Source organism: Thiemannella venezuelensis, from assembly GCF_014203605.1.
In the GTDB taxonomy this organism is placed as follows: Bacteria; Actinomycetota; Actinomycetes; order Streptosporangiales; family Streptosporangiaceae; genus Planomonospora_A; species Planomonospora_A venezuelensis.
The window spans coordinates 56370-76966 of record NZ_JACHJJ010000021.1; the positions used below are offsets into that span (position 1 = coordinate 56370).

17 protein-coding genes and 1 pseudogene are annotated in these 20597 nt (G+C 73.0%); 13 read left to right on the top strand and 5 right to left on the bottom strand.

Annotated elements, in window-relative coordinates; genetic code table 11:
- Positions 1-91: 91 nt before the first annotated feature.
- Positions 92-1495 carry a cytochrome P450 gene (locus FHS22_RS26545; RefSeq protein WP_184945939.1) on the top strand — a complete coding sequence of 468 codons (1404 nt, stop codon included), beginning with the start codon at positions 92-94 and terminating at the stop codon, positions 1493-1495.
- Here the strand turns inward: FHS22_RS26545 and FHS22_RS26550 are convergent.
- A complete protein-coding gene (locus tag FHS22_RS26550) occupies positions 1391-2929 on the bottom strand; it encodes an FAD-dependent oxidoreductase (protein ID WP_184945941.1) in 1539 nt (512 codons plus the stop codon). The genes FHS22_RS26545 and FHS22_RS26550 overlap by 105 nt on opposite strands.
- A gap of 243 nt (positions 2930-3172) precedes the next feature.
- Between FHS22_RS26550 and FHS22_RS26555 the strand changes: the two genes are divergently transcribed.
- From FHS22_RS26555 to FHS22_RS26585, 7 genes are all read left to right on the top strand, one after another.
- Positions 3173-4894 (top strand): ABC transporter ATP-binding protein, encoded by a 1722-nt coding sequence (locus FHS22_RS26555; protein WP_184945943.1) that lies wholly within the window; start codon positions 3173-3175, stop codon positions 4892-4894.
- Entirely contained in the window at positions 4891-6627 is a 1737-nt protein-coding gene (locus FHS22_RS26560) for an ATP-binding cassette domain-containing protein (protein ID WP_184945945.1), read from the top strand. The genes FHS22_RS26555 and FHS22_RS26560 overlap by 4 nt, the downstream gene beginning before the upstream one ends.
- A 330-nt stretch (positions 6628-6957) precedes the next feature.
- Complete coding sequence (locus FHS22_RS26565) at positions 6958-8217, top strand: extracellular solute-binding protein (protein ID WP_338047958.1); 1260 nt, start codon at positions 6958-6960, stop codon at positions 8215-8217.
- An 86-nt stretch (positions 8218-8303) separates the two neighbouring features.
- Positions 8304-9209, top strand: a complete 906-nt coding sequence (locus FHS22_RS26570) for a carbohydrate ABC transporter permease (RefSeq protein ID WP_184945949.1) — start codon at positions 8304-8306, stop codon at positions 9207-9209.
- On the top strand, positions 9206-10087 hold the full coding sequence (locus FHS22_RS26575) for a carbohydrate ABC transporter permease (protein WP_184945950.1): 882 nt from the start codon (positions 9206-9208) through the stop codon (positions 10085-10087). The genes FHS22_RS26570 and FHS22_RS26575 overlap by 4 nt, the downstream gene beginning before the upstream one ends.
- Positions 10088-10139: 52 nt before the next feature.
- Positions 10140-11165, top strand: a complete 1026-nt coding sequence (locus tag FHS22_RS26580) for a hypothetical protein (protein ID WP_184945952.1) — start codon at positions 10140-10142, stop codon at positions 11163-11165.
- 63 nt (positions 11166-11228) lie between these two features.
- Complete coding sequence (locus FHS22_RS26585; RefSeq protein ID WP_184945954.1) at positions 11229-13241, top strand: N-6 DNA methylase; 2013 nt, start codon at positions 11229-11231, stop codon at positions 13239-13241.
- A gap of 3 nt (positions 13242-13244) precedes the next feature.
- Here the strand turns inward: FHS22_RS26585 and FHS22_RS26590 are convergent, their stop codons facing one another.
- Positions 13245-13688 (bottom strand): nitroreductase family deazaflavin-dependent oxidoreductase, encoded by a 444-nt coding sequence (locus tag FHS22_RS26590; protein ID WP_221474147.1) that lies wholly within the window; start codon positions 13686-13688, stop codon positions 13245-13247.
- Positions 13689-13832: 144 nt separating this feature from the next.
- Between FHS22_RS26590 and FHS22_RS26595 the strand changes: the two genes are divergently transcribed.
- Positions 13833-14264, top strand: a complete 432-nt coding sequence (locus FHS22_RS26595; protein ID WP_184945958.1) for a GNAT family N-acetyltransferase — start codon at positions 13833-13835, stop codon at positions 14262-14264.
- A gap of 59 nt (positions 14265-14323) precedes the next feature.
- Here the strand turns inward: FHS22_RS26595 and FHS22_RS26600 are convergent.
- Positions 14324-15301: pseudogene (locus tag FHS22_RS26600) on the bottom strand (RNA polymerase sigma factor); the annotation flags it as partial.
- A gap of 266 nt (positions 15302-15567) precedes the next feature.
- On the opposite strand from FHS22_RS26600, the gene FHS22_RS26605 reads away from it, so the two are divergent.
- Positions 15568-16785 (top strand): AI-2E family transporter, encoded by a 1218-nt coding sequence (locus tag FHS22_RS26605; RefSeq protein ID WP_184945960.1) that lies wholly within the window; start codon positions 15568-15570, stop codon positions 16783-16785.
- Positions 16786-16835: 50 nt separating this feature from the next.
- On the opposite strand, the gene FHS22_RS26610 is transcribed toward FHS22_RS26605, so the two are convergent.
- Positions 16836-17450, bottom strand: coding sequence for a DUF3152 domain-containing protein (locus tag FHS22_RS26610; RefSeq protein WP_260408308.1), 615 nt, complete (start codon positions 17448-17450; stop codon positions 16836-16838).
- Positions 17451-17514: 64 nt separating this feature from the next.
- Here FHS22_RS26610 and FHS22_RS26615 point away from each other — a divergent pair, with 64 nt between their 5' ends.
- From FHS22_RS26615 to FHS22_RS26625, 3 genes are all read left to right on the top strand, one after another.
- Positions 17515-17757, top strand: a complete 243-nt coding sequence (locus FHS22_RS26615) for a hypothetical protein (protein WP_184945963.1) — start codon at positions 17515-17517, stop codon at positions 17755-17757.
- A 189-nt stretch (positions 17758-17946) separates the two neighbouring features.
- Complete coding sequence (locus FHS22_RS26620; RefSeq protein WP_184945965.1) at positions 17947-18483, top strand: GNAT family N-acetyltransferase; 537 nt, start codon at positions 17947-17949, stop codon at positions 18481-18483.
- 52 nt (positions 18484-18535) lie between these two features.
- The gene (locus FHS22_RS26625) at positions 18536-19600 is read left to right on the top strand and encodes a class I SAM-dependent methyltransferase (RefSeq protein WP_184945967.1); all 1065 of its coding nucleotides are present in this window, start codon (positions 18536-18538) and stop codon (positions 19598-19600) included.
- 59 nt (positions 19601-19659) lie between these two features.
- Here the strand turns inward: FHS22_RS26625 and FHS22_RS26630 are convergent, their stop codons facing one another.
- Positions 19660-20577 carry an alpha/beta hydrolase family protein gene (locus tag FHS22_RS26630; RefSeq protein WP_377297064.1) on the bottom strand — a complete coding sequence of 306 codons (918 nt, stop codon included), beginning with the start codon at positions 20575-20577 and terminating at the stop codon, positions 19660-19662.
- Positions 20578-20597 lie beyond the last annotated feature (20 nt).

Here is a 20597-nt window from a genome sequence, read left to right on the forward strand (position 1 = left end):
ACCCCGGTCAAGGGGTGCGCCCCGTTGTGTGGGCCCGGTGCTCCCGGGTACGGATCCCGCACCGATCACTTAATGCGATATAGGGGAAGATATGGGACGCATCGCTCGGGTCTCGGCGATGGACGGCCTGCGGCTGGGGGCGACGGTCCTGGCCCCCGTGGTGGCCCAGGGCGTCATCGTGCGGCGGCCCCGCATGACCGCCCTGGCGCAGGCCCTGGACACCGACCGCCGGGCCGTACGGCTGCTGCACCGAATGCGCGCCAAGTACGGCGGCGGGCCGCTGCTGGTGCCGATCCCGCTCCGGCCGATGCTCCTCGTCCTGGACCCCGAGGACGTACAGCGGATCCTGGCCGGCACCCCCGAGCCGTTCGCCGCCGACAACCGGGAGAAGCGGAGCGCGCTCGGACACTTCGAGCCGGACGCGGTGCTGGTCTCCCACGGGCGGCTGCGCGAGGACCGGCGGCGCTTCAACGAGGCCGTGCTGGAGACCGGGCAGGACGCGCACCGGTTCTCGGGAGCCTTCCAGGCCGTGATCCGGCAGGAGCTCGGCCCGCCGGCGCGGGCGCCGGAGCTGACCTGGGAGCGGTTCGCCCCCGCCTGGTGGCGCGCCGTCCGGCGGATCGTCCTGGGCGACGGCGCCCGCGACGACACCGTGCTCACCGACCTGCTCAACCGGTTGCGGGCCGACGCCAACTGGGCCTACGCCCGCCCGAGGCGGCGCGGGACGTACCGGCGGTTCACCTCCCGACTCCGCGCCCATCTCGACCGGGCCGAACCGGGCAGCCTGGCCGCCCTCGCGGCCCGCACCCCGGCCTCGGACCGGACCCGCCCGGAGGGCCAGGTGCCGCACTGGCTGTTCGCCTTCGACGCCGCCGGGATCGCTGTCTTCCGCGCCCTGGCCCTGCTGGCGACCCACCCCGAGCACGAGGAGCGCGCCCGCGCCGAATCGGCCGGAGCCCCCGGCGGGGGACGGGACGGTGCCGGAGGCGGAACGGGCACCGCGGCCGCGCGGCCGTTCCTGGCCGCCTGCGTCCAGGAGTCGCTCCGGCTCTGGCCGACCACCCTGGCGATCCTGCGCGACAGCACGACCGCCACCCACTGGGGCGGCGGGACGGTGCCGGGGCAGACCCCCTTCCTGGTCTTCAGCGCGTTCGTCAACCGGGACGAGGAGACCGGCCCGTCGGCCAACCGGTTCACCCCGCGCATCTGGCTGGACGGCGCCGCGGACGACCGCTGGTCGATCGTCCCCTTCAGCCGCGGCCCTGCGCAGTGCGCGGGACGGAACCTGGTCCTGGACGTCACCACCGGAGCCCTCGCCGCGCTGCTCGCGCAGGGCCGCTTCCGGGTGGAGCCGCCCACGGCGCTCGCGCCCGGCCGGGACCTGCCCTACTCACTGGACCACTTCACGCTGCGGTTCGCCGTCCGGCAGCTCGAAGCGGTCGAGGGGCTCGGTGGCCGGTCCCTGCAGGACCGAGCCGTCCACGCCGAACCGTGAGCCGTGGCAGGGGCACTCCCAGGTGCGCTCGGCGTCGTTGAAGCCCACCACGCACCCCAGGTGGGTGCAGACCGCCGAGACGGCGTGCACCCGGCCGTCCTCGTCGCGGTAGACCGCGCAGCGCTTCCCGCCGACCTTGAGGACCGCGCCCTGGCCGCGGCCGAGCCGCTCCACCTCGTCGGCCGGTCCCGCGCCCAGCCGGTCGGCGACGAAGTGGGCCGCGACGGCGGCCTGCATCTTCAGGGCCGGCCCCGCCTCCCGGAGCGGGTGCATCCGCCGCGGATCGTACAGCCGGGCCCAGGGCCGCTCCCGCCCCGCGATCAGTTCGGCGATCAGCAGGCCCGCCATGACGCCGTTGCTCATGCCCCAGCCGCCGAAGCCGGTGGCGACGTAGGCGTGCCGGGCCCCGGGGTGCAGCGGGCCGATGAAGGGCAGGCCGTCGGTGGTGTCGTTGTCCTGCGCCGCCCAGCGGTAGGCGACGCCGGTCGCGCCGAACCGCTCGGCGGTCCACGCGGCCAGCCGGTCGAAGCGCTCGCACACCCCGCCGGAGCCGGGCTTGAACTGCTCGCCGGTGACGATCAGCAGCCGCCGGCCCTCGCCGTACGGCGCCGTGCGGACCGAGCGGGTGTTCTGCTCGGTGGTGATGAACATGCCGCCGGGGTCGCGCCCTGCGGGGATGTCCGCGGCGACCACCAGCTCGCGCCGGGGCTCCATCCGGGTGAACAACAGGGCCCGGTCGAAGACCGGATAGTGGGTCGCGACGACGACGTCCCGGGCCGTGACCGCCGGCCCGCCGGAGGTCCGCAGCCGGCACGGCTCGCCCTCGTCGAGTGCCACGACGCGGCTGTCCTCGAAGACGAGCGCGCCGCGGGAGGTCATCGCCTCGGCGAGGCCGAGGAGGTACTTGCGCGGGTGGAACTGGGCCTGGTCGTCCACCCTGACCGCCCCGGCGACCGGGAAGGGCAGCGGCGAGCCGGTCGTGAACGAGGCCGGCAGCCCCGCCTCCGCCGCGGCCTGCGCCTCGGCGCGGAGCTCCTCCACCGACTCGGCCGACTCGGCGTAGGTGAACGCGGGGACCCGCTCCAGCTCGCAGTCGATCCCGAGCTCGGCGGCGGTCAGCGCCACGTGCTCGACCGCCTCCCGCTGGGAGCGGGCGTAGAGCCGGGCCGCCTCGGTCCCGGCTGATTTGGCGAGCTTCGCGTAGATCATGGTGTGCTGGGCCGAGAGCTTGGCCGTGGTGTGCCCGGTGACCCCCGCCGCCACCCGTCCGGCCTCCAGCACCGCCACCGACCGTCCCGCCCTGGTGAGCTCCCACGCCGCGCTCAGCCCGGCGATCCCGGCGCCGACCACGGCCACGTCGACTTCGATGTCCCCGGTGAGCTGCGGGTACGGCCGGCCCGCCGCGGAGTCGATCCAGAAAGAGTGCGTCGTCATGGACTGCCCCTGCCCGGACGGCGCGGCATCTCACCCGGCGGCCCCCGCCGGGGCGGCCGGGAGACCGGCGGGCGGACGCCGGCCCGGCCGGTGCCGGGGCGGGCCGGCGGATAACCGGTTGTCCGGCGGGCGGGCCGCCTGTTCTACTCGTGATCAGCAGAACCGCCGGCAGAGGAGGCGAAATGAGGCACGCGTTCATGTCCACCCGCACCATCCCCGTCACGCACGCAAAGGACATGACGCTTGTCGACCTCATCGACCTCATCGACCTCGGGGAGGGCGGCCTCCGGTAGGCGCGTTCTCCTCTCCTTCCTGCCGGGGCCCGGCCCCGCCGCGCTCCTGGCCCTGGCCGTCGCGGCCGCGACGGCCCTGCCGCTCGCGGCTCCGCCGTTCACCCGCCGGTTCGTCGACGACGCGGCGGCCGGGGCGAGCCTCGACCGGCTCACCCCCGTCGCGCTGGGCTACCTCGGCCTGGCCGTCGCCGGGCAGGCCGCCCGGATGCTCACCGCCTGGCTGGCCGGCAGGGCGGCCTGGGACGGGAGCAACCGGCTGCGCGAACGGCTGGCCGGGCACACGCTCGGCCTGGACATGGCCTTCCACGGCGGGCACACGCCCGGAGAGATGATCGAGCGGGTGGACGGCGACGTGGCCGCCCTCACCGACTTCGCCGTGGCCTTCCTGCTGGACGTGGTGGGCGGCGCGCTGCTGCTGTGCGGGGCGGTCGCGGTGGTGTTCACCGTCGACCCGGGCATCGGCGGGGTGCTGCTGGCCTACTGCGCGGTGGTCGGCCTCGGCATGATCTGCGCGCAGCGTCTCGCCGTACCCTCGGCCACACGGGCGCGGGCGGCCTCCGCCGCGCTGTTCGGCTACCTGGAGGAGCGGCTGGCCGGGGCGGAGGACCTGCGCGCCAACGGCGCGGGCGAGCACGCCGTCCGCCGCTTCTACCAGGCCTCCGCCGCGCTGTGGCGGGCCGAAAGGCGCGGGGACGCGGTGGGCAGCGGCATCCTGGCCGCCACGGGAGCGGCGTTCGCGGCGGGCACGGTGCTCATCCCGGCCCTGTCCGGCGCGCTCGGCGCGGGCACCGCGGTCCTGCTGCTGCAGTACATGCTCATGGTCCGCACGCCGTTCGAGCGGCTGATCGACCAGCTCCGCCGCTACCAGGCGGCCCTCGCCGGCCTGGAGCGCATCGGTGACCTGCTGGGCGAGCGGTCCGCGCTGCCGGTGCCCGCCGCGGCCCGGAGCCTGCCCGCGACCGGACCGCTCGCCCTGGAGCTGGACGCCGTCGGCTTCGCCTACGGCGGTGAGCACGGCGGCGAACCGGTGCTCAGGGACATCACGCTCAGCCTGGCGCCGGGCGAGACGCTCGGCCTGGTGGGCCCGAGCGGGAGCGGGAAGACCACCATCGCCCGCCTGGTGGCGCGCCTGTACGATCCGGCGTCCGGCGCCGTCCGGGTCGGCGGACTGGACCTGCGCGAGGCGGATCCCGCGTCGCTCCGCAGCAGGATCGGCGTGGTCAACCAGGACGTGCGGCTGTTCGACGCCGACGTCCGGGACAACCTCACCCTGTTCCGGCCGTATCCCGGCGACGACCGCCTGAGGGAGGTCCTGGCCGAGGTCGGGCTCGCCGGCTGGGACCTCGACGCCCGGCTCGGCACCGTCTCGGCGGGGGAGGCGCAGTTGCTGGCCTTCGCCCGGGTCCTCCTGGCCGACCCCGGGCTCGTGGTGCTCGACGAGGCCGCCGGCCGGCTCGACCCGGCCACCGAACGCCGCGTCGACCGCAGCGTCGCCCGGCTGCTGTCCGGCAGGACCGGCGTGCTCATCGCCCACCGGCTCGCCTCGCTGTCCCGCGTGGACCGGATCGCCGTCGTCTCCGGCGGCGAGATCGTCGAGTACGGCAGGCGGCGGGACCTCCTCGCCGACCCGGCCGGCCGGTTCGCGCGGATGCTCGCGGAGGCGCGCCGGTGAAGCCCGTCACCAGGGCGGCCATCGCGCTGGCCCGCTTCGACCTGCGCCGCTACCTCGTTGGCGGCCTGCTCTGGCTGCCGGTCAGCGTCCTGCCGCTCGGCGGCGGCCTGATCCTGCAGCAGGTGTTCGACCACCTCGCCGCCCACCGGGTGCCGCTGCTGCTGTGCGCGGCCTTCGTCGGGGTGGAGCTGGTCCGCGGCCTGACGACCGTCGTCGCCTGGACCTACGGCGACTACTGGTGGAGCGCGGCGGCGACCCTGCTCCGGGCCAACGTGCTGCGCTCGGTCCTGATCGGCCGGGGGCGGGTGCCGTACTCCTCCGGCGAGGCGCTGGCCCGGCTCCGCGACGACGTGAGCGAGGTGGTGGGGTTCGTGGACGAGTCCGTTCCGCTGGCCGGGGCCGCGCTCTTCAGCACCGCGGCGCTGGCGGTCCTGGCGTCCGTGGACCCGGTCGTCACACTGGTCCTGGTGCTGCCGACGATCGCGATCGGCGTGCTGAGCAGGCTGGTGAACCGGCTGATCGGGCGGTTGCACCGGCGGGCCGGCGCGCTGGGCGCGGCCGTCGCCGGCCACCTCGGAGAGGTCTTCGGCGGCATACTGACGATCAAGACCGCGGGAGCGGAGGAGGCGGTGCTGGAGCGGCTGCGCCGGCACAACCGCCTGCGCCGCGACGCGGCGGTGAAGGACCGGCTCGCGACCGACCTGCTGGGCGCCGCGACCGGTGCCACCGTCGAGATCAGCATCGGCCTGGTCCTGCTGCTGTCCGCCCCGGCCATGCGCCGGGGCGACTTCACGGTGGGCGATCTGGCGCTGTTCACCTCCTACGCCGGCTGGCTCACCGCGCTGCCGAGGACCGTCGGCGCGATCCTGGCGCGGATGCCCCAGGCGGGCGTCTCCGTCGAGCGGCTCACCCGGATGACGGGGCCGGGCGAGGATCCGGCCCGCGACACCGGCGTCTGGTTCCACCGGGAGTACCCCGCCGCGGCCGGACCGGCCCACGGAGATCCGCTGGAGGTGCTGCAGGCGCGGGGACTCACCGCCGGGCACGGTCTGCACGGAGTGGACCTGGAGATCAGGCGGGGATCGTTCACGGTGGTCACCGGCGCGGTCGGCGCCGGCAAGACCACGTTGCTGCGGGCCCTGCTCGGGCTGGAGCCGCTGGTGGCCGGGACGATCCTCTGGAACGGCGGGCGGGTGGCCGACCCCGGCGGGTTCATGGTGCCCGGCCGGGTCGCCTACGCCGGGCAGGTGCCGCGGCTGTTCTCCGCCACCCTCCGCGAGAACCTGTTGCTCGGCCGGTCCGGCGACCGGCTGGAGCGGGCGGTGGGGCTGGCGGCGTTCGACCTCGACCTGGCCGGGATGCCCGAGGGTCTGGACACCGTCGTCGGCCCCCGCGGGGCGCGGCTCTCCGGCGGCCAGGCGCAGCGGGTGGCCGCCGCGCGGGCGCTGGTCCGCTCGCCGGACCTGCTCGTGGTGGACGACGTGTCCTCGGCCCTGGACGTGGAGACGGAGCGGCGGCTGTGGGAGCGGATCACCGGCGCCTGCACGCTGCTGGTCGTCTCCCACCGGCCGTCCGTGCTGGCCCGGGCCGACCAGGTCGTCGTCCTCGACCGGGGCCGGGTGGCCGGCCGGGGAACGCTGGACGAGCTCCTGGAGACCTGCCCCGAGATGCGGCGGTTGTGGTCGCTCGGTCCGCCGGTCGCGCCGGCGCCGGAGCGTCCGGCCGATGCATGAACCGGTGTTCCCGGAGTGGCCCTCCGGGAACACTGTTGCTCATATGTGATTGATTTCCCGTCTATAAGAGCAATACTAAACACATCACCACAACATCGGATCGCTCGGCTGGTATAGACCAGCGGATCGGCGTTGTGAAACTGATATCAGCCGGTATGGACCAATCGGTTTCCGGTGCTTAGCGTGGTCCGCATCACAGACGGCCGGAGTCTCTCGATGGAAGGTTCTGACCGGCTGGATCGCAGGAATACCGTGCGGCCGAGGTGCTCTCGGCGCCCCCCAACTGGTACGGACCAGGATGGCCCGTATGACGATCAAGGTGGTAGTCACGTGAACAAGAGACTCGTCGGCGCCGTCACGCTCGGGCTGTCCGCCGCCCTGGTCCTGACCGCATGCGGCTCGCAGAGCCCCTCCGGCGGGGACACGGCGGAGGGCGGCGAGGTGACGCTCAAGCTCGTCGCCGCCGACTACGGCGACGGTCCCACCGCCGACAACAGCGGCGACAAGTTCTGGAAGGGCGTCATCGGCGAGTTCGAGGCGGCCAACCCCGGCATCAAGGTCGACGTCCAGGTCATCAACTGGAACGACATCGACAAGCAGGTCGCCACCATGGTGCAGAACGGGCAGGTGCCCGACATCCTGCAGACCGGCGACTACTCCGGCTTCGTCAAGGACGGCCTGCTCTACAAGAGCGACGAGGTCCTCTCGCCGGCCACCGCCTCCGACATGCTGGAGAAGTTCGCCGACTTCGGCAAGGTCGACGGCACCGGCTACGGCATCCCGTTCGTCTCCTCGGCCCGCGCCCTGTTCTACAACAAGGACCTGTTCGACAAGGCCGGCATCGCCGAGGCGCCCAAGACCTGGGACGAGGTCAAGGCCGCGGCGGAGAAGCTCAAGGCCGCCGGGGTCAGCCAGCCGTTCGGCCTGCCGCTGGGCAACGAGGAGGCCCAGGCCGAGTCGTTCCTGTGGTTCATGGGCAACGGCGGAGGCTACAAGGACGCCTCCGGCAACTGGACGATCGACTCCCCGGCCAACGTCGAGGCCTTCACCTACCTCAAGGGCCTGGTCTCGGCCGGCCTGACCACCCCCAACCCCGGCACCAAGAACCGCAAGGACGTCTGGGCCGACTTCGCCGCGGGCAAGGTCGGCATGGTCAACGGCGGCCCCATGTCGATCCCGATCTTCGAGAAGGGCGGCCTGAGCAACTTCGGCGTCGCCCCCATCCCGGGCAAGACCGGCCCGCTCGACACCACTCTCGGCGTCGAGGACTGGATCATGGCGTTCAACAAGAACGGCCGCAAGGAGGAGATCAAGAAGTTCTTCGACTTCTTCTACGGCGGCACCGCGGCCCAGAAGATCAGCGACACCTACAAGCTGCTCCCGGTGACCAAGTCCGGCATCGAGAAGCTCTCCTCGGACGAGAAGCTCAAGCCGTTCCTGGACGCCCTGCCCAACGCGACGTTCTACCCCTTCCAGGACCCGAAGTGGTCCGAGGTGAACACCCAGATCAAGCAGACCATCGGCGGCGCGGTCGACGGTGACCCGAAGGAGGTCCTCGGCGCGATCCAGAAGGTCGCGACCGCGAACTGACCCTCGGCCCGACTCCCGGCGGCCGGGTACGGCGTGCGCAGGAAGGGCGCACGCCGTACCCGGCGCCAATCTCGAAAGCAGGACTCATGCAGCAGACATCCGCCCCGGCCCGGGCGGTGCGCGCGCTGGCCCCGCTGGCCTGGATCGGCCCCGCCGTGGTGCTGATCGGCGTGGTCGTCGTCTGGCCGGTCGTGGTGATGATCCAGTCGTCGTTCCTCAAGATCAGCCGGTTCGGCGTGGTCCAGGGGGCGAACGGGACCGACAACTACACCAAGCTGCTGGCCGAACCCGACTTCGGCGGGGTCATGGCCAGAAGCCTGGTCTGGGTGGTCGCGGTGGTGGCCATCACCGTGGCGATCTCCCTGGGGCTGGCGCAGCTGTTCGACCAGCGCTTCCCCGGCCGCCGCGTCGCCCGCTGGGCGCTGATCGCGCCGTGGGCCGCCTCGGTGCTGATGACGGCGATCATCTTCAAGTGGATGCTCGACCCCGAGGTCGGCCTGATCAACATGATCCTGCGCGACCTCGGCCTGCTGGACGCCCTCGGCGGCGCCGACGCCGACCCGCTCGGCAACGCGGCCACCGCGATGCCGTGGCTGATCTTCGTCGCGGTGTTCGTCTCGGTGCCCTTCACCACCTACGCGCTGCTGGCCGGCCTGTCGGCGATCCCCGCCGACGTCTACGAGGCCGCCAGGATCGACGGCGCCTCCAGACTCCGCACCTACTGGTCGATCACGCTGCCGCTGCTCCGGCCCGCCCTGGTCGTGGCGACGCTCATCAACGTGATGAACGTCTTCAACAGCTTCCCGATCATCTGGGCCATGACCCACGGCCAGCCCGGCTACTCCACCGCCACCTCGACCATCTTCATGTACATCCTCAAGGGCTCCGACATCGGGGAGTCCGCGGCCATGTCCGTCGTGAACTTCGGCATGGTGATCGTCCTGACCGTCATCTTCCTGAAGGTCAGCAAGTGGAAGACGGAGGTCTCATGACTCTCACGGAGAGCGCTCCCGAGGTCCGCCCGGCGGCGGTGCGCCCGCCCGCCCCGGCCCGGCGGCTCCCGTCGGCCAGGACCGCGCTCGTCGCGGGGAGCGCCTACCTGATCGCGTTCGTCTTCCTCTTCCCCTACCTCGTGATGCTCCTCACCGCGCTGCGCCCCCAGGAGGAGCTGCGCGAGGCGACCTACCTGCCGCAGACGTTCGCCTGGTCCAACTTCGCGAACTTCTGGACCGGAGGGCTGGCCCAGAACCTCGGCGTCACCCTGCAGGTCGCGGCCGGTTCGACCCTCCTGGTGCTGCTGGTGGCCCTGCCCGCCGCCTACTACACGGCACGGCACGAGTTCCGGGGCCGCACGGCGTTCATGGTCCTGGTGCTGATCACCCAGATGTTCCAGCCCACCGCCATGCTGGTCGGCATCTACCGCGAGTTCTACCAGTTCGGCCTGGTCGACTCGGTCTGGTCGCTGATCCTGGTCAACGGAGGCTTCAACCTGGCCTTCGCGGTCTGGATCCTGCACGCCTACTTCTCCTCCATCCCGCGCGAACTGGAGGAGGCCGCGTTCATCGACGGCAACGGCCGCTTCGGCGCACTGCTGAGGGTCACGCTCCCCTTGGCGATGCCCGGCGTCGTGACCGCGTTGATCTTCACCTTCATCGCGGCGTGGAACGAGTTCGTGGTCGCCCTGACGCTCACCACGACCCCGTCCAACCAGCCGCTGACCGTGGCGCTGAACTCCTTCATCGGCCAGTACCAGGTCGACTGGCAGAACCTCTTCGCGGGCTCGGTGATCGCCACCATCCCGGTCATCATCCTGTTCGCCCTCATCGAGAGGAAGGTGGTCGGCGGCCTGACCGCGGGCTCGATCAAGTAACCGGTAGGGTTCGCCCCGATCATGCGGACCGATCGGGCGGAGGATGGTCGAGGTGGGGCGGGCACGCCGGTTCCAGATCTGGGCGGTCACGGCGGCCGCGGTCCTCGCGGCCGCCGCGGCGCTGTTCGCCGTCGCCGGGACCGGCGGCACGGTGGTCGTCTTCGGCGGCGCCTCCGGAGACGGCTCCGAGGGCGGCCACGGGCGGGAGGAGGCCGAGCGGCTCGAGGTGTGCAGCCCCTGGGTGGTCTCCGGGCGGCGCTTCGCGGAGACCCGCTTCGCGGACCGGGAGCGGGCCTTCCTCTGCCACGCGACCGCGGAGCCCGGGATACCGCCGCTCTTCGGCACGGTGCGCGAGGACGAGGTGCTCGCCCACGGCAAGCGGTTGTGCGGGGTGATGCACCTGCGGACCGAGGACCCGCGCGTCAAGGCGGAGCTGGACAGAACCGGCAACGGCCCCTACTGGCGCACGGGGATGCTCGACGCCCTGGTCTACCTCTGCCCCGACCTGGTCGCCCGGCACGGTCCCGACCGGCTGAGGCCCGGGACCGAGCTGCTGCGGGAGGAGAAGGAGCACAGGGGCCGGGTCGCCGCGCGCTGTCCCGACCGGTGGCGCGGCCCGCGTCCCCGCAGCCGGATCACCGTCGCGGCCTTCACCGGCGAGGGGGGAGAGTTCACGGTCGGCGACGTCGGCGGAGAGTGGGGGAGGGAGATCCCCTCGGTCGGCGGTCTGATCGAGGCCTACGAGCACGTGGTGCGGGTGCGTGCCTACGACCAGAACGACTACGTCTGCGTGACGACGATGGACTTCGCCGAGACGCCGCCGCTCCTGCCCCGGGGCTGGAGCCGGATCGTCGAGGCGGGCCTGCGCAGCACCGGGGACCGGATCGAGGTCGTCGGCTCCGAGGGCGGCCCCGGAACGGCGAACCTGGGCGCGGCCGGCCCCGGCGACTACCGGATCAGGATCTACGCCCGGGACCTCCCCGACCGCGGGCTGGAAGACCTGGAGAGCCCCGGGAGCGAGTACCTCGTGCTCGCTTTCCCCGGGCGGCTGAACGGAACGGTGATCCACCGCCCCTGATCCCGCCCGGGTTGTCTGAACCGGTACAGGCCGAATGTGAAACAGGCTCCGGAGAGTGCGAAGATGCACGCCTGGACTGCTTTCGTCGGCCAGTATTCGGGGTGGTACGGCATCGCGGTGAGGATCACGGCCCAGAGCCGTCGGTTCGACTGGAGGGTGGGAGTGACCACGGAGGACGGCGCGACGGTGACCGCGGGCGACATCGCCAGGCTGGCGGGGGTCGGCAGGGCCGCGGTGAGCAACTGGCGCCGGCGGTTCGGTGACTTCCCCGAACCCGTCGGCGGCACCGCCTCCAGCCCGCTGTTCTCACTCGCCGAGGTCGAGAGCTGGCTGCGCGCCCAGGGAAAGCTCCAGGAACTCCCCGAAGACGAGCTCCTCTGGCAGCAGGTCCGCAACTCCGCCGACGACCTGCACCTGCTCTCCCTCGTCAGCAGGCTGGCGGCGGCCATCGCGCACCGGAGGCTGGGAACGCTCCTGAGAGGCGAGGACTCCGCCATCGCCGAGGCCCTGCCCGAACTGGTGGTGGGCAGGAGCGACGTCCCGCTGATCCGCGCCACCGCCGCGCTCGCCGAGGCGCGCGGGCCGGAGGAGACCGTGGAGTTCCTCTACACCCGCTACACCGAGGCGCACTCGCGCCGGGTCCAGGCGATCTCCCCGGAGGTCGCCCGGCTCATGGCGGCCTTCGTCGAGCCGCGGGCCACCGAGGTGTTCGACCCCTCATGCGGCCACGGCGGGCTCCTGATCGCCGCGGGGAGCGACTCGGGGAAGATCCGGGCGGTGGGCCAGGAGCGCGACGAGGCCGCGGCCCGGCTGGCGGGCGCCCGGCTGGCGGTGCGCGGCATCGACGCCGAGGTCCGGCCGGGGGACGCCCTGACCGGCGACGGCTTCCCCCGGCTGCAGGCCGACGCGGTGCTGTGCAGCCCGCCGTTCAGCGAACGCGGCTGGGGATACGAGGAACTGGCCGGGGACCCGCGCTGGCAGTACGGCCTGCCGCCGCGCGGGGAGTCCGAGCTGGCCTGGGTCCAGCACTGCCTCGCCCACGCCCGGCCCGGCGGGCAGGTGGTCGTCCTCATGCCGCCCGCGGCCGCGAACCGCAGGTCGGGCCGGCGGGTCCGCTCCCAGCTCATCCGGGCCGGCGCGCTGCGCGCCGTGGTGGCCCTGCCCTCCGGCGCGGCGCCCCAGTCGGCGATGCCGCCCCACCTGTGGCTGCTGCGGCGGCCCGAGACGGGCGACCGGATCCCCTCGCACGTGCTGATGATCGACGCCACCGGGTCGCGGGAGGCGGTGGTCTCGGCCTGGAACTCCTTCGTGGCGGACCCGCAGGGCGAGACGGCGGGCGGCAGCCGTACCGTCCCGGTCATCGACCTGCTCGACGACGAGGTCGACCTCACCCCCGCCCGCTACCTGGTCCGGCCGGCCGCCAGCCCCGGCGGCGTCGGCAGGACCCGCGAGGACCTGCTGAGCGCGACGGCCGAGCTGACCCGGCTGGCTCCGGCGGTGACGGAGTCGCCCCGCGAGCCGTTCTCCATGGCCACCCTCGGCGAGCTGGCGAGGGCCGGGCGCCTGCAGATCGTGCAGACCCCGATGCGGATGGAGACCGCCGCGGGGGAGCTGGCGCTGCTGACCGCCCGCGACGTGCTGCTCGGCCGGGGCCCGACCGGCCGGGGCGGTGACGGACCCGGCCTGGTCGTCGCCCGGCCGGGCGACGTCGTCGTCTCCGTGACGAGCCGGACCCCGGCGGCCAGGGTGGTCGAGGGGGAGATCGCGCTCGGCCCCCACCTGGTCCTCGTCCGCCCCGACCCGGACTTCTTCGACCCCTACTTCGTCGCGGGGTTCCTCAAGGTCTCGGCCCGGCAGTCGGCGGGCTCCCTGTCGGGCGCCTCCCGGCTGGACGTGCGCCGTGCGCAGGTGCCCCGGCTTCCCCTCACCGAGCAGCGGCGGTACGGCGAGGTGTTCCGGCGGCTGGAACACTTCGAGGGCGCGCTCCGCCGCGCGAACGAGGCGGGCGAGCTGCTGGGGCGGCTCGTGCTCGAAGGGCTGGCCGCCGGGGAGCTCCAGCCGGGCCCGCAGGGATGAGCCTCAGGTGATCCGCTCGAGGATGACGAGGGGGATGTCCCGGGACGTCTTGGCCCGGTAGCGGTCGTACATGGGGAAGAGCTCCGCCATGATCGGCCACAGTTCCGCCTTCTCCTCCGCGGTGGCGGTTCGGGCCCGAGCCGCGAACCGCTCCGCGCCGACCTGGACGTGCACCTCCGGGTCGGCGACCAGGTTGAGGTACCAGGCCGGGTGCTCGGCGGAGCCCCCGTTGGAGGCCACCAGAAGGTGGCGGCCGCCGTCCCCGCCGTAGATCAGCGCGGTACGGCGCAGCTTCCCGGTCTTCCGTCCCCGGGTGGTCAGCAGCAGCGTCGGCACGCCCTGGTAGAGGTGGCCCCTGGCGCCGTCGGACTCGACGTAGGAGCGGATGTGCCTGGCGACCCAGCCTGTCGGGCTGTCCAGGATCTCGTCCTCTTCCTGTGGTCCCATGGAACCTCCCATTCAGATGATCTCCCACCATAGGCCGCATGACGGCCGGGAGGCGCGCCGGACGGCGGGATAATCTCCCCGGACGGGGAGGGGTTCTCCGGCACGGGGACGGCGCCGGTGCCGGGACGCCCTAAAATGATCACCATGCTGATCGAGGAACGGCCCGCCGACGACGAGGCGCTCTCCGGCCTGGTCGCCGCGGCCTTCGCGGAGCTGGTCGCCAAGTACGGTCCCGAGGGCCGCTCCGGAGTGCATCCCGAGGCGGGCTTCCTCGTCGCGGTGACCGGCGGCAGGGCCGTGGGGTGCGGAGCCGTGCAGCCGGTGGACGCCGCGACCGGCGAGCTCAAGCGGATGTACGTCGTGCCGGACCACCGCGGCCGGGGAGTCGCGCGCTCGCTGCTGAAGGCGCTGGAGGACCTGGCGCGGGCCCGGGGGCACGCGGTGCTCCGCCTGGCCACGGGCCACCTCCAGCCGGAGGCGATCAATCTGTACCGCAGCTCCGGCTACGAGCCGATCCCGCCCTACGGCAAGTACGTGAACGTGCCCACGACGTTCTGCTTCGCCAAGGTCCTCTGAGCTTCGCCAAGGTCCTCTGGGCTTCGCCAAGGTCCTCTGGCCGGTCCGGCGGGGACGCCTCACTCCAGGTAGTCGCGCAGGACCCGGGCCCGGGACGGGTGGCGGAGCTTGGACATGATCTTGGATTCGATCTGGCGGATGCGCTCGCGCGTCACCCCGTAGACCTTGCCGATCTCGTCCAGGGTCTTCGGCCGGCCGTCGGTGAGGCCGAACCGCATGGAGACCACGCCCGCCTCGCGCTCGGACAGCGTGTCCAGCACGGAGTGCAGCTGCTCCTGCAGGAGCGTGAAGCCGACCGCGTCCGCGGGGGCGATCGCCTCGGAGTCCTCGATGAGGTCGCCGAACTCGCTGTCGCCCTCCTCGCCCAGCGGGGTGTGCAGGGAGATCGGCTCGCGGCCGTACCTCTGCATCTCGATGACCTTCTCGGGGGTCATGTCGAGCTCGCGGGCCAGCTCCTCGGGAGTGGGCTCGCGACCGAGGTCCTGCAGCATCTGCCGCTGGGCGTGAGCCAGCTTGTTGATCACTTCGACCACGTGGACCGGGAGGCGGATGGTCCGCGCCTGGTCGGCCATGGCCCGGGTGATCGCCTGCCGGATCCACCAGGTGGCGTAGGTGGAGAACTTGTAGCCCTTGGTGTAGTCGAACTTCTCCACTCCGCGGATCAGGCCCAGGTTGCCCTCCTGGATCAGGTCCAGGAAGAGCATGCCGCGGCCGGTGTAGCGCTTGGCCAGCGAGACCACCAGGCGGAGGTTGGCCTCCAGCAGGTGGTTCTTGGCACGGCGGCCGTCCTCGGCGATCCACTCCAGTTCGGCGCGGACGTCCACCGGCGGCTTCTCGCCGTCGGTGCCGAGCTGCTCCTCGGCGAACAGGCCGGCCTCGATGCGCTTGGCGAGCTCGACCTCCTGCTCGGCGTTGAGCAGAGGGACCTTGCCGATCTGCTTGAGGTAGTCCTTGACCGGGTCGGCGGTCGCGCCGACAGAGTCCGGCAGGCCGGGAGTTTCGTCGTCATCCTGGTCGACGGCCACGATGGGGGCGTCGGGGGTGGTCGTTGTCACGGTGCGCACACCTTCCCGGGGGCAGAAGCAGAGCACCTCTGTACCGAGCACGCTACGTCCTGCGACGGCGTGCTGCGTCCACTCGCCGGAGTTCGGACGCCGCCCCCGGGGAAGGGCACGGGCGGGGGCCGCCCGGACGGGCTCCGGGCCGTGGCCGCATCGGCACGTGCCGGCTCCGGTGCGATCGCGGACTCCGCCGGCCCGCCGGCGGTGAGCGGCTCCGCTCACCGGGACCTTAAGGTGATCTCATGCCTGCCACGCTGAGCTCCACGAAGACCCGAACGGCACTGCGCGCCTCGGCACGCGTCTCCCTGGAGCTGCTCCTGGTCCTGCTGGTGGTCGCCGTGGCGCTGTGGGCGCTGGGCCGGATGTGGTCGGTGACGTGGCCGGTGATCGTCGCGTTGCTGCTGACCACGCTGACGTGGCCGCCCACCCGCTTCCTGCGCCGGCGCGGGTGGCGCCCGGCGCTGGCCGCGTCGGTCGTGACCGTGCTGTTCCTCATCGTGGCGGCCGGCACCGTGGTGCTGATCGCCGTGCCGGTCGCGTCCCAGTCCGGCGAACTCACCGACGGCGTGGTCGACGGCATCCAGAAGATGCGGGAGTGGGCCGCCGGCCCGCCGTTGAACATCGGCGACGACCAGCTCGCCCGGGCGCTCGACACGGCGGCCGCCCGCATCCAGGACAGCGTCGGCAGCATCGTCAACGCCACCGTCGCCGGTGTGGGCACGGTGCTCAACGGCGTCGTCACCGCGGTGCTGGCCCTTTTCCTGATGTTCTTCTTCCTGAAGGACGGCCCCCGGTTCCTGCCCTGGCTGACCCGCCAGCTGCCCGGCCGGCTCGCGACCGATGTCCCGGCCGTCGCCCTGCGCGGCTGGGACACCCTGGGGGCGTTCGTCCGCTCCCAGGCCTTCGTCGGCCTGCTGGACGCCGTCCTCATCGGACTCGGCCTGTGGATCATCGGTGTGCCCCTGGTGCTTCCGCTGGCCGTGCTGACGTTCGTGTCGGCGTTCGTGCCGATCGTCGGCGCCCTCTTCGCCGGATTCGTGGCCGTTCTCATCGCCCTGGTGTCCAACGGTCCGACCGACGCGCTCATCGTGCTGGCCGTCATCGTCGTGGTGCAGCAGCTCGAGGGCAACGTCTTCCAGCCCATGGTGCAGGGCCGAGGCCTGGGTCTTCACGCTGCGGTGATCCTGCTCGCGGTGACGCTGGGCGGCAGCCTGGCGGGCATCGTCGGCAGCCTGCTCGCGGTGCCGGCGGCCGCGCTGGTCGCCGTGTCCTGGAACTACCTGCGCGAGCAGCTCGGCGAGCCGGGTGCGGGGGAGCCGGGTGCGGGGGAGCCGGGTGCGGGGGAGCCGGGTACGGGTGGAGCAGGTACGGGTGGAGCAGGTACGGGTGAACCGGATGCGGGTGAACCGGGTGGGGAGCGGGGTGCGGGCGGGCCGGACAGCGGTTCGGCGCCGGCATAGGACGCGCTGTTCCGCCCGGCGCCGCCCGCACCCGGCCGGGGCGGGCCGGGTCAGCGCCTGGGGAAGGGCCAGGGGTTGGGGCGGCAGCCGTACAGGGACTTGGTCTGCTGGAGCATGACGGGGGCGCGCCGGCCCGGGCCGGGGCAGGGGACGTGACCGTGGCCCAGGCCGTGGCCGACCTCGTGGTTGATCACGTACTCGCGGTAGGAGGCGACGTCGCCCCGATAACCGGGCACGCCCTCGTTCCAGCGCACCGCGTTGATGACCGCGCGCCCGCCGTTCCAGCAGGACAACGCGGAGAAGGTGCGCAGCGGAAGGCACCGGCGGTCCGTCATCTCCGGGCTGGACAGCGAGACCCGGATCCGCACCGGCCCGCGTGAGACCCGGTGGAAGCGGAAGCCCCAGCCGCGCCGGTCGTTGAGGATCCGGTGCACCTCCTCGGCGAACTCCTCCCGGTCGAACGGGAGGCCGCGTTCGACCTCGACCACGTAGCGGACGACCTTCCCCTTGCCCCGGGGCGGCCGGGACTCGCCTGGGGCGACCCGGTAGCGGCCGCCGGCGGAGGAGGGTACCCGCACCCTCTCCGGCTGCAGGCGGCCGTTGGCGAGCAGGCGTGTGCCCTGCGGCCCGGCGGTCGGCTCCGGCGGCGGGGTGGGCGTCGCCATCGGCTGAGGCGCCGTCATCGGCTGGGGCGTCGCCGGGGCGTGGGACGGCGAAGGCGCTTGAGACATGACCGCCGGCCGGGGCGTGACCGCAGGCGAGGGTGTGACCGCCGGCAGGGAATCCACCGGCAGGGAATCCGCCGGCGAGGCGGACGCGACCGGCGTGGTCCGGACCGAGGCGGGCGCGGGAGCGGTGGACGCGGTCGCGGTGGTGGTGCCGCGGACCGGGGGCGTCGAGGCGCTGCCGCCGACCAGGAGCGTCGAGGCGCCGCTGAAGACGAGCAACCACATAAAGGGCTTACGCCGATGATTGTTTACGTTCCCGGTCATAGCTCGTAAACCCTATTGCCCCTATGGCACCAGCCGTAACTTCCGGCGCCTCCGTCGTGCGCCGGCCGGCCGCGACAGCCGGACGACAACAGCCGGGCAACAGCGTGCCGACAGGGTGGGCGCGGACAGTACCGGTATCCACCGCATCGCACCGACCCTTGGAGGCTCCATGTTCACCGCACCGCCGGCGCCCGCCCCGATACGGCTCCGCCCGCTCGCCCACGGCGAGACAGGTCCCGTCCTGGAGGTCTTCGCCGGGATGTCGCCGCACTCGCGTTTCCTGCGCTTCCTGGCCCCCATGCCGCGACTGCCGGGGTTCATGCTGCGCGTGCTCGCCGGCCCCGACCAGGACGGGCACGTCGCCCTGGTCGCGCACGCCGGGGACCGCGCCGTCGGCATCGGCCGGTACGTGGTCGCCGCGGAACCGGCGCGTGCTTTCGGGGGCGGACGGCAGCGGCGCACCGCCGAGGTCGCGTTCTCGGTGGTGGACGACTACCAGGGGCGCGGCGTCGGCCGGATGCTGCTGGACGCCCTGGTCGCGCACGCCGCCGAGCGCGGGATCGGGGAGCTCGTCTTCACCGTGCACCGGCAGAACCGGCGCGCGCTCAACCTGCTCCGCTCCGCCGGGGCGGTCGCCGGACTCCGCGACGGGCTGGTCGAGGGGAGGCTCCCGACCGGCTGTGACAGTCTGGTGGCAGCGTTTTGACAGTTTCTCCCCCCACCATCGGAGCAGTCGCACGACACAGGGAGAGACGACCATGAGCACGCCCCCGACCGCGGAGGAGTTCGCCGACCGGCTGTTCCGGTCCGCCCTCGGCGCGATGGAGATCTTCTCCGTCCATCTCGGAGACCGCCTGGGCTGGTACCGCGCGCTGGCCGTCCACGGCCCCGCCACCCCCGCCGAACTGGCGGCCCGCGCGGGCGGCCACGAGCGCTACGCCCGCGAGTGGCTGGAGCAGCAGGCCGCCTGCGGCATCCTCGCCGTCGGCGGCGACGGCCGCTTCGCCCTCCCCCCGGGCACGGCCGAGGTGCTGACCGACGAGTCCAGCCTCGCCTACCTCGCCCCGCTGGCCCGCATGCTCACCGCGTCCGCCGCGCAGATGCCCGCCCTGCTGGAGGCCTACCGGCACGGCGGCGGCGTCGGCTGGACCGCCTTCGGGGCGGACATGCGCGAGTCCCAGGCCGAGATGAACCGGCCCTGGTACGAGCGCGCGCTCCCGGCGGCCCTGGCCGGGGTGGGCGACCTCGACGCGGTGCTGCGCCGCCCCGGCGCGCGCATCGCCGACGTCGGCTGCGGCGGGGGCTGGTCATCCATCGCCCTGGCCCGCGCCTACCCGGAGGCGACCGTCGAGGGCGTCGACGTCGACGCGCCCTCCGTCGAGCTGGCCGCACGCAACGCCAAGGAGGCGGGCCTCGGCGACGAGGGGCGCCTCGCCTTCCGCCACGGCGACGCCACCCTGCTCGGCGAGGGCGGCTACGACGCGGTCTTCGCCTTCGAGTGCCTGCACGACATGCCCCGGCCGGTGGAGACGCTGGTCGCCGTACGGCGGGCGCTCAGGACCGGCGGCACGGCCGTCGTCATGGACGAGGCCACCGCCGAGGCCTTCACCGCCCCGGCCGGCGACGTCGAGCGGCTGCTGTACGGCTTCAGCCTGCTCGTCTGCCTGCCCGACGGCATGGCGCACCGTCCCTCGGCCGGCACCGGGACCGTGATGCGCCCGGACACGCTCCGCCGCTACGCGGCCGAGGCCGGGTTCCGGGACGTGGAGATCCTCCCGATCGAGGACTTCGGCTTCTGGCGGTTCTACCGGCTGCACGCCTGAGGATGCGCGGAGACGGCGGCCGCCCCCCGGCAGGGGCGGCCGCCGCCGTCAGGCGCCGCCTACGAGTGCGGGCAGGAGGAGCGGTACTCCTCGATGGTCGTGCTGCGCCCGGGGGCGGGGCACAGGAACTGGTCGTAGCGGGTGTCCTCGTCGACGAAGCGCTTCATCCACGAGATGCCGTACTTGGCGATCGTGTCGTTGTCGCTGTTCGGCGCGAAGTGGCTGGCGCCGTTGAGCTCCAGGTACGCCTTCTCCGGCGCGGCCGACAGGCTGTTGTAGAACGGCTCGGAGTGCGAGCCCACCGCGGCGATCGTGTCGTTCTCGGCGCCGATGATCATCGTCGGGACCCGGACGTTCCCCCAGCTCTTGTCGAGGTGCCACGGGGTGAGCGGGACCGCCGCCTTCAGGGACGGGCGGCTGTCGGCCGCGGCGAGGGTGCCGCCGCCGCCCATGGAGTGGCCCATGACGCCGATGCGGCTGGCGTCGAGCCGGCGCCGGACCGTGCTGCTGCTCTCCTCGGCCAGGTGGTCGGCGGCGGCCAGGATCTGCCGGCCGCGGCTGTCGGGCTGGTCGGAGCGGGTGATGGTGTCGATGTTGAAGACCACGAAGCCGTGGGAGGCGAGCCGCTCGGCGAGCCAGGCCATGCTGGACTTGCTCGCGGTGTATCCGGGGGCGATGACGACGCCGCCGAAGGTCCCCTGGCTGGTGTCGGTCGGGTAGTAGATCGTCCCACCGCCGAACCCGCTGGCGGAGAGCGAGGAGACGTTGGTGCTGGCGACGCTGAACGGGCCGCGGGTGGCCTCGAGGGCGGAGCTGGTGGGGTTGGGGCCGCGCTCGTAGCCGGCCGCGGCCTGGGCGGCGTGCGCGAGCGCGCCGGTGCCGCCGACGAGGGCCCCGCTGACGAGGGTCGAGGCCAGGGCCAGCTTGGCGAGCGCCCGCACCGGGCGGGTGGCGGAGATCGGGGGGTGTGACTGCACGGTGACGTACTCCCTGTCAT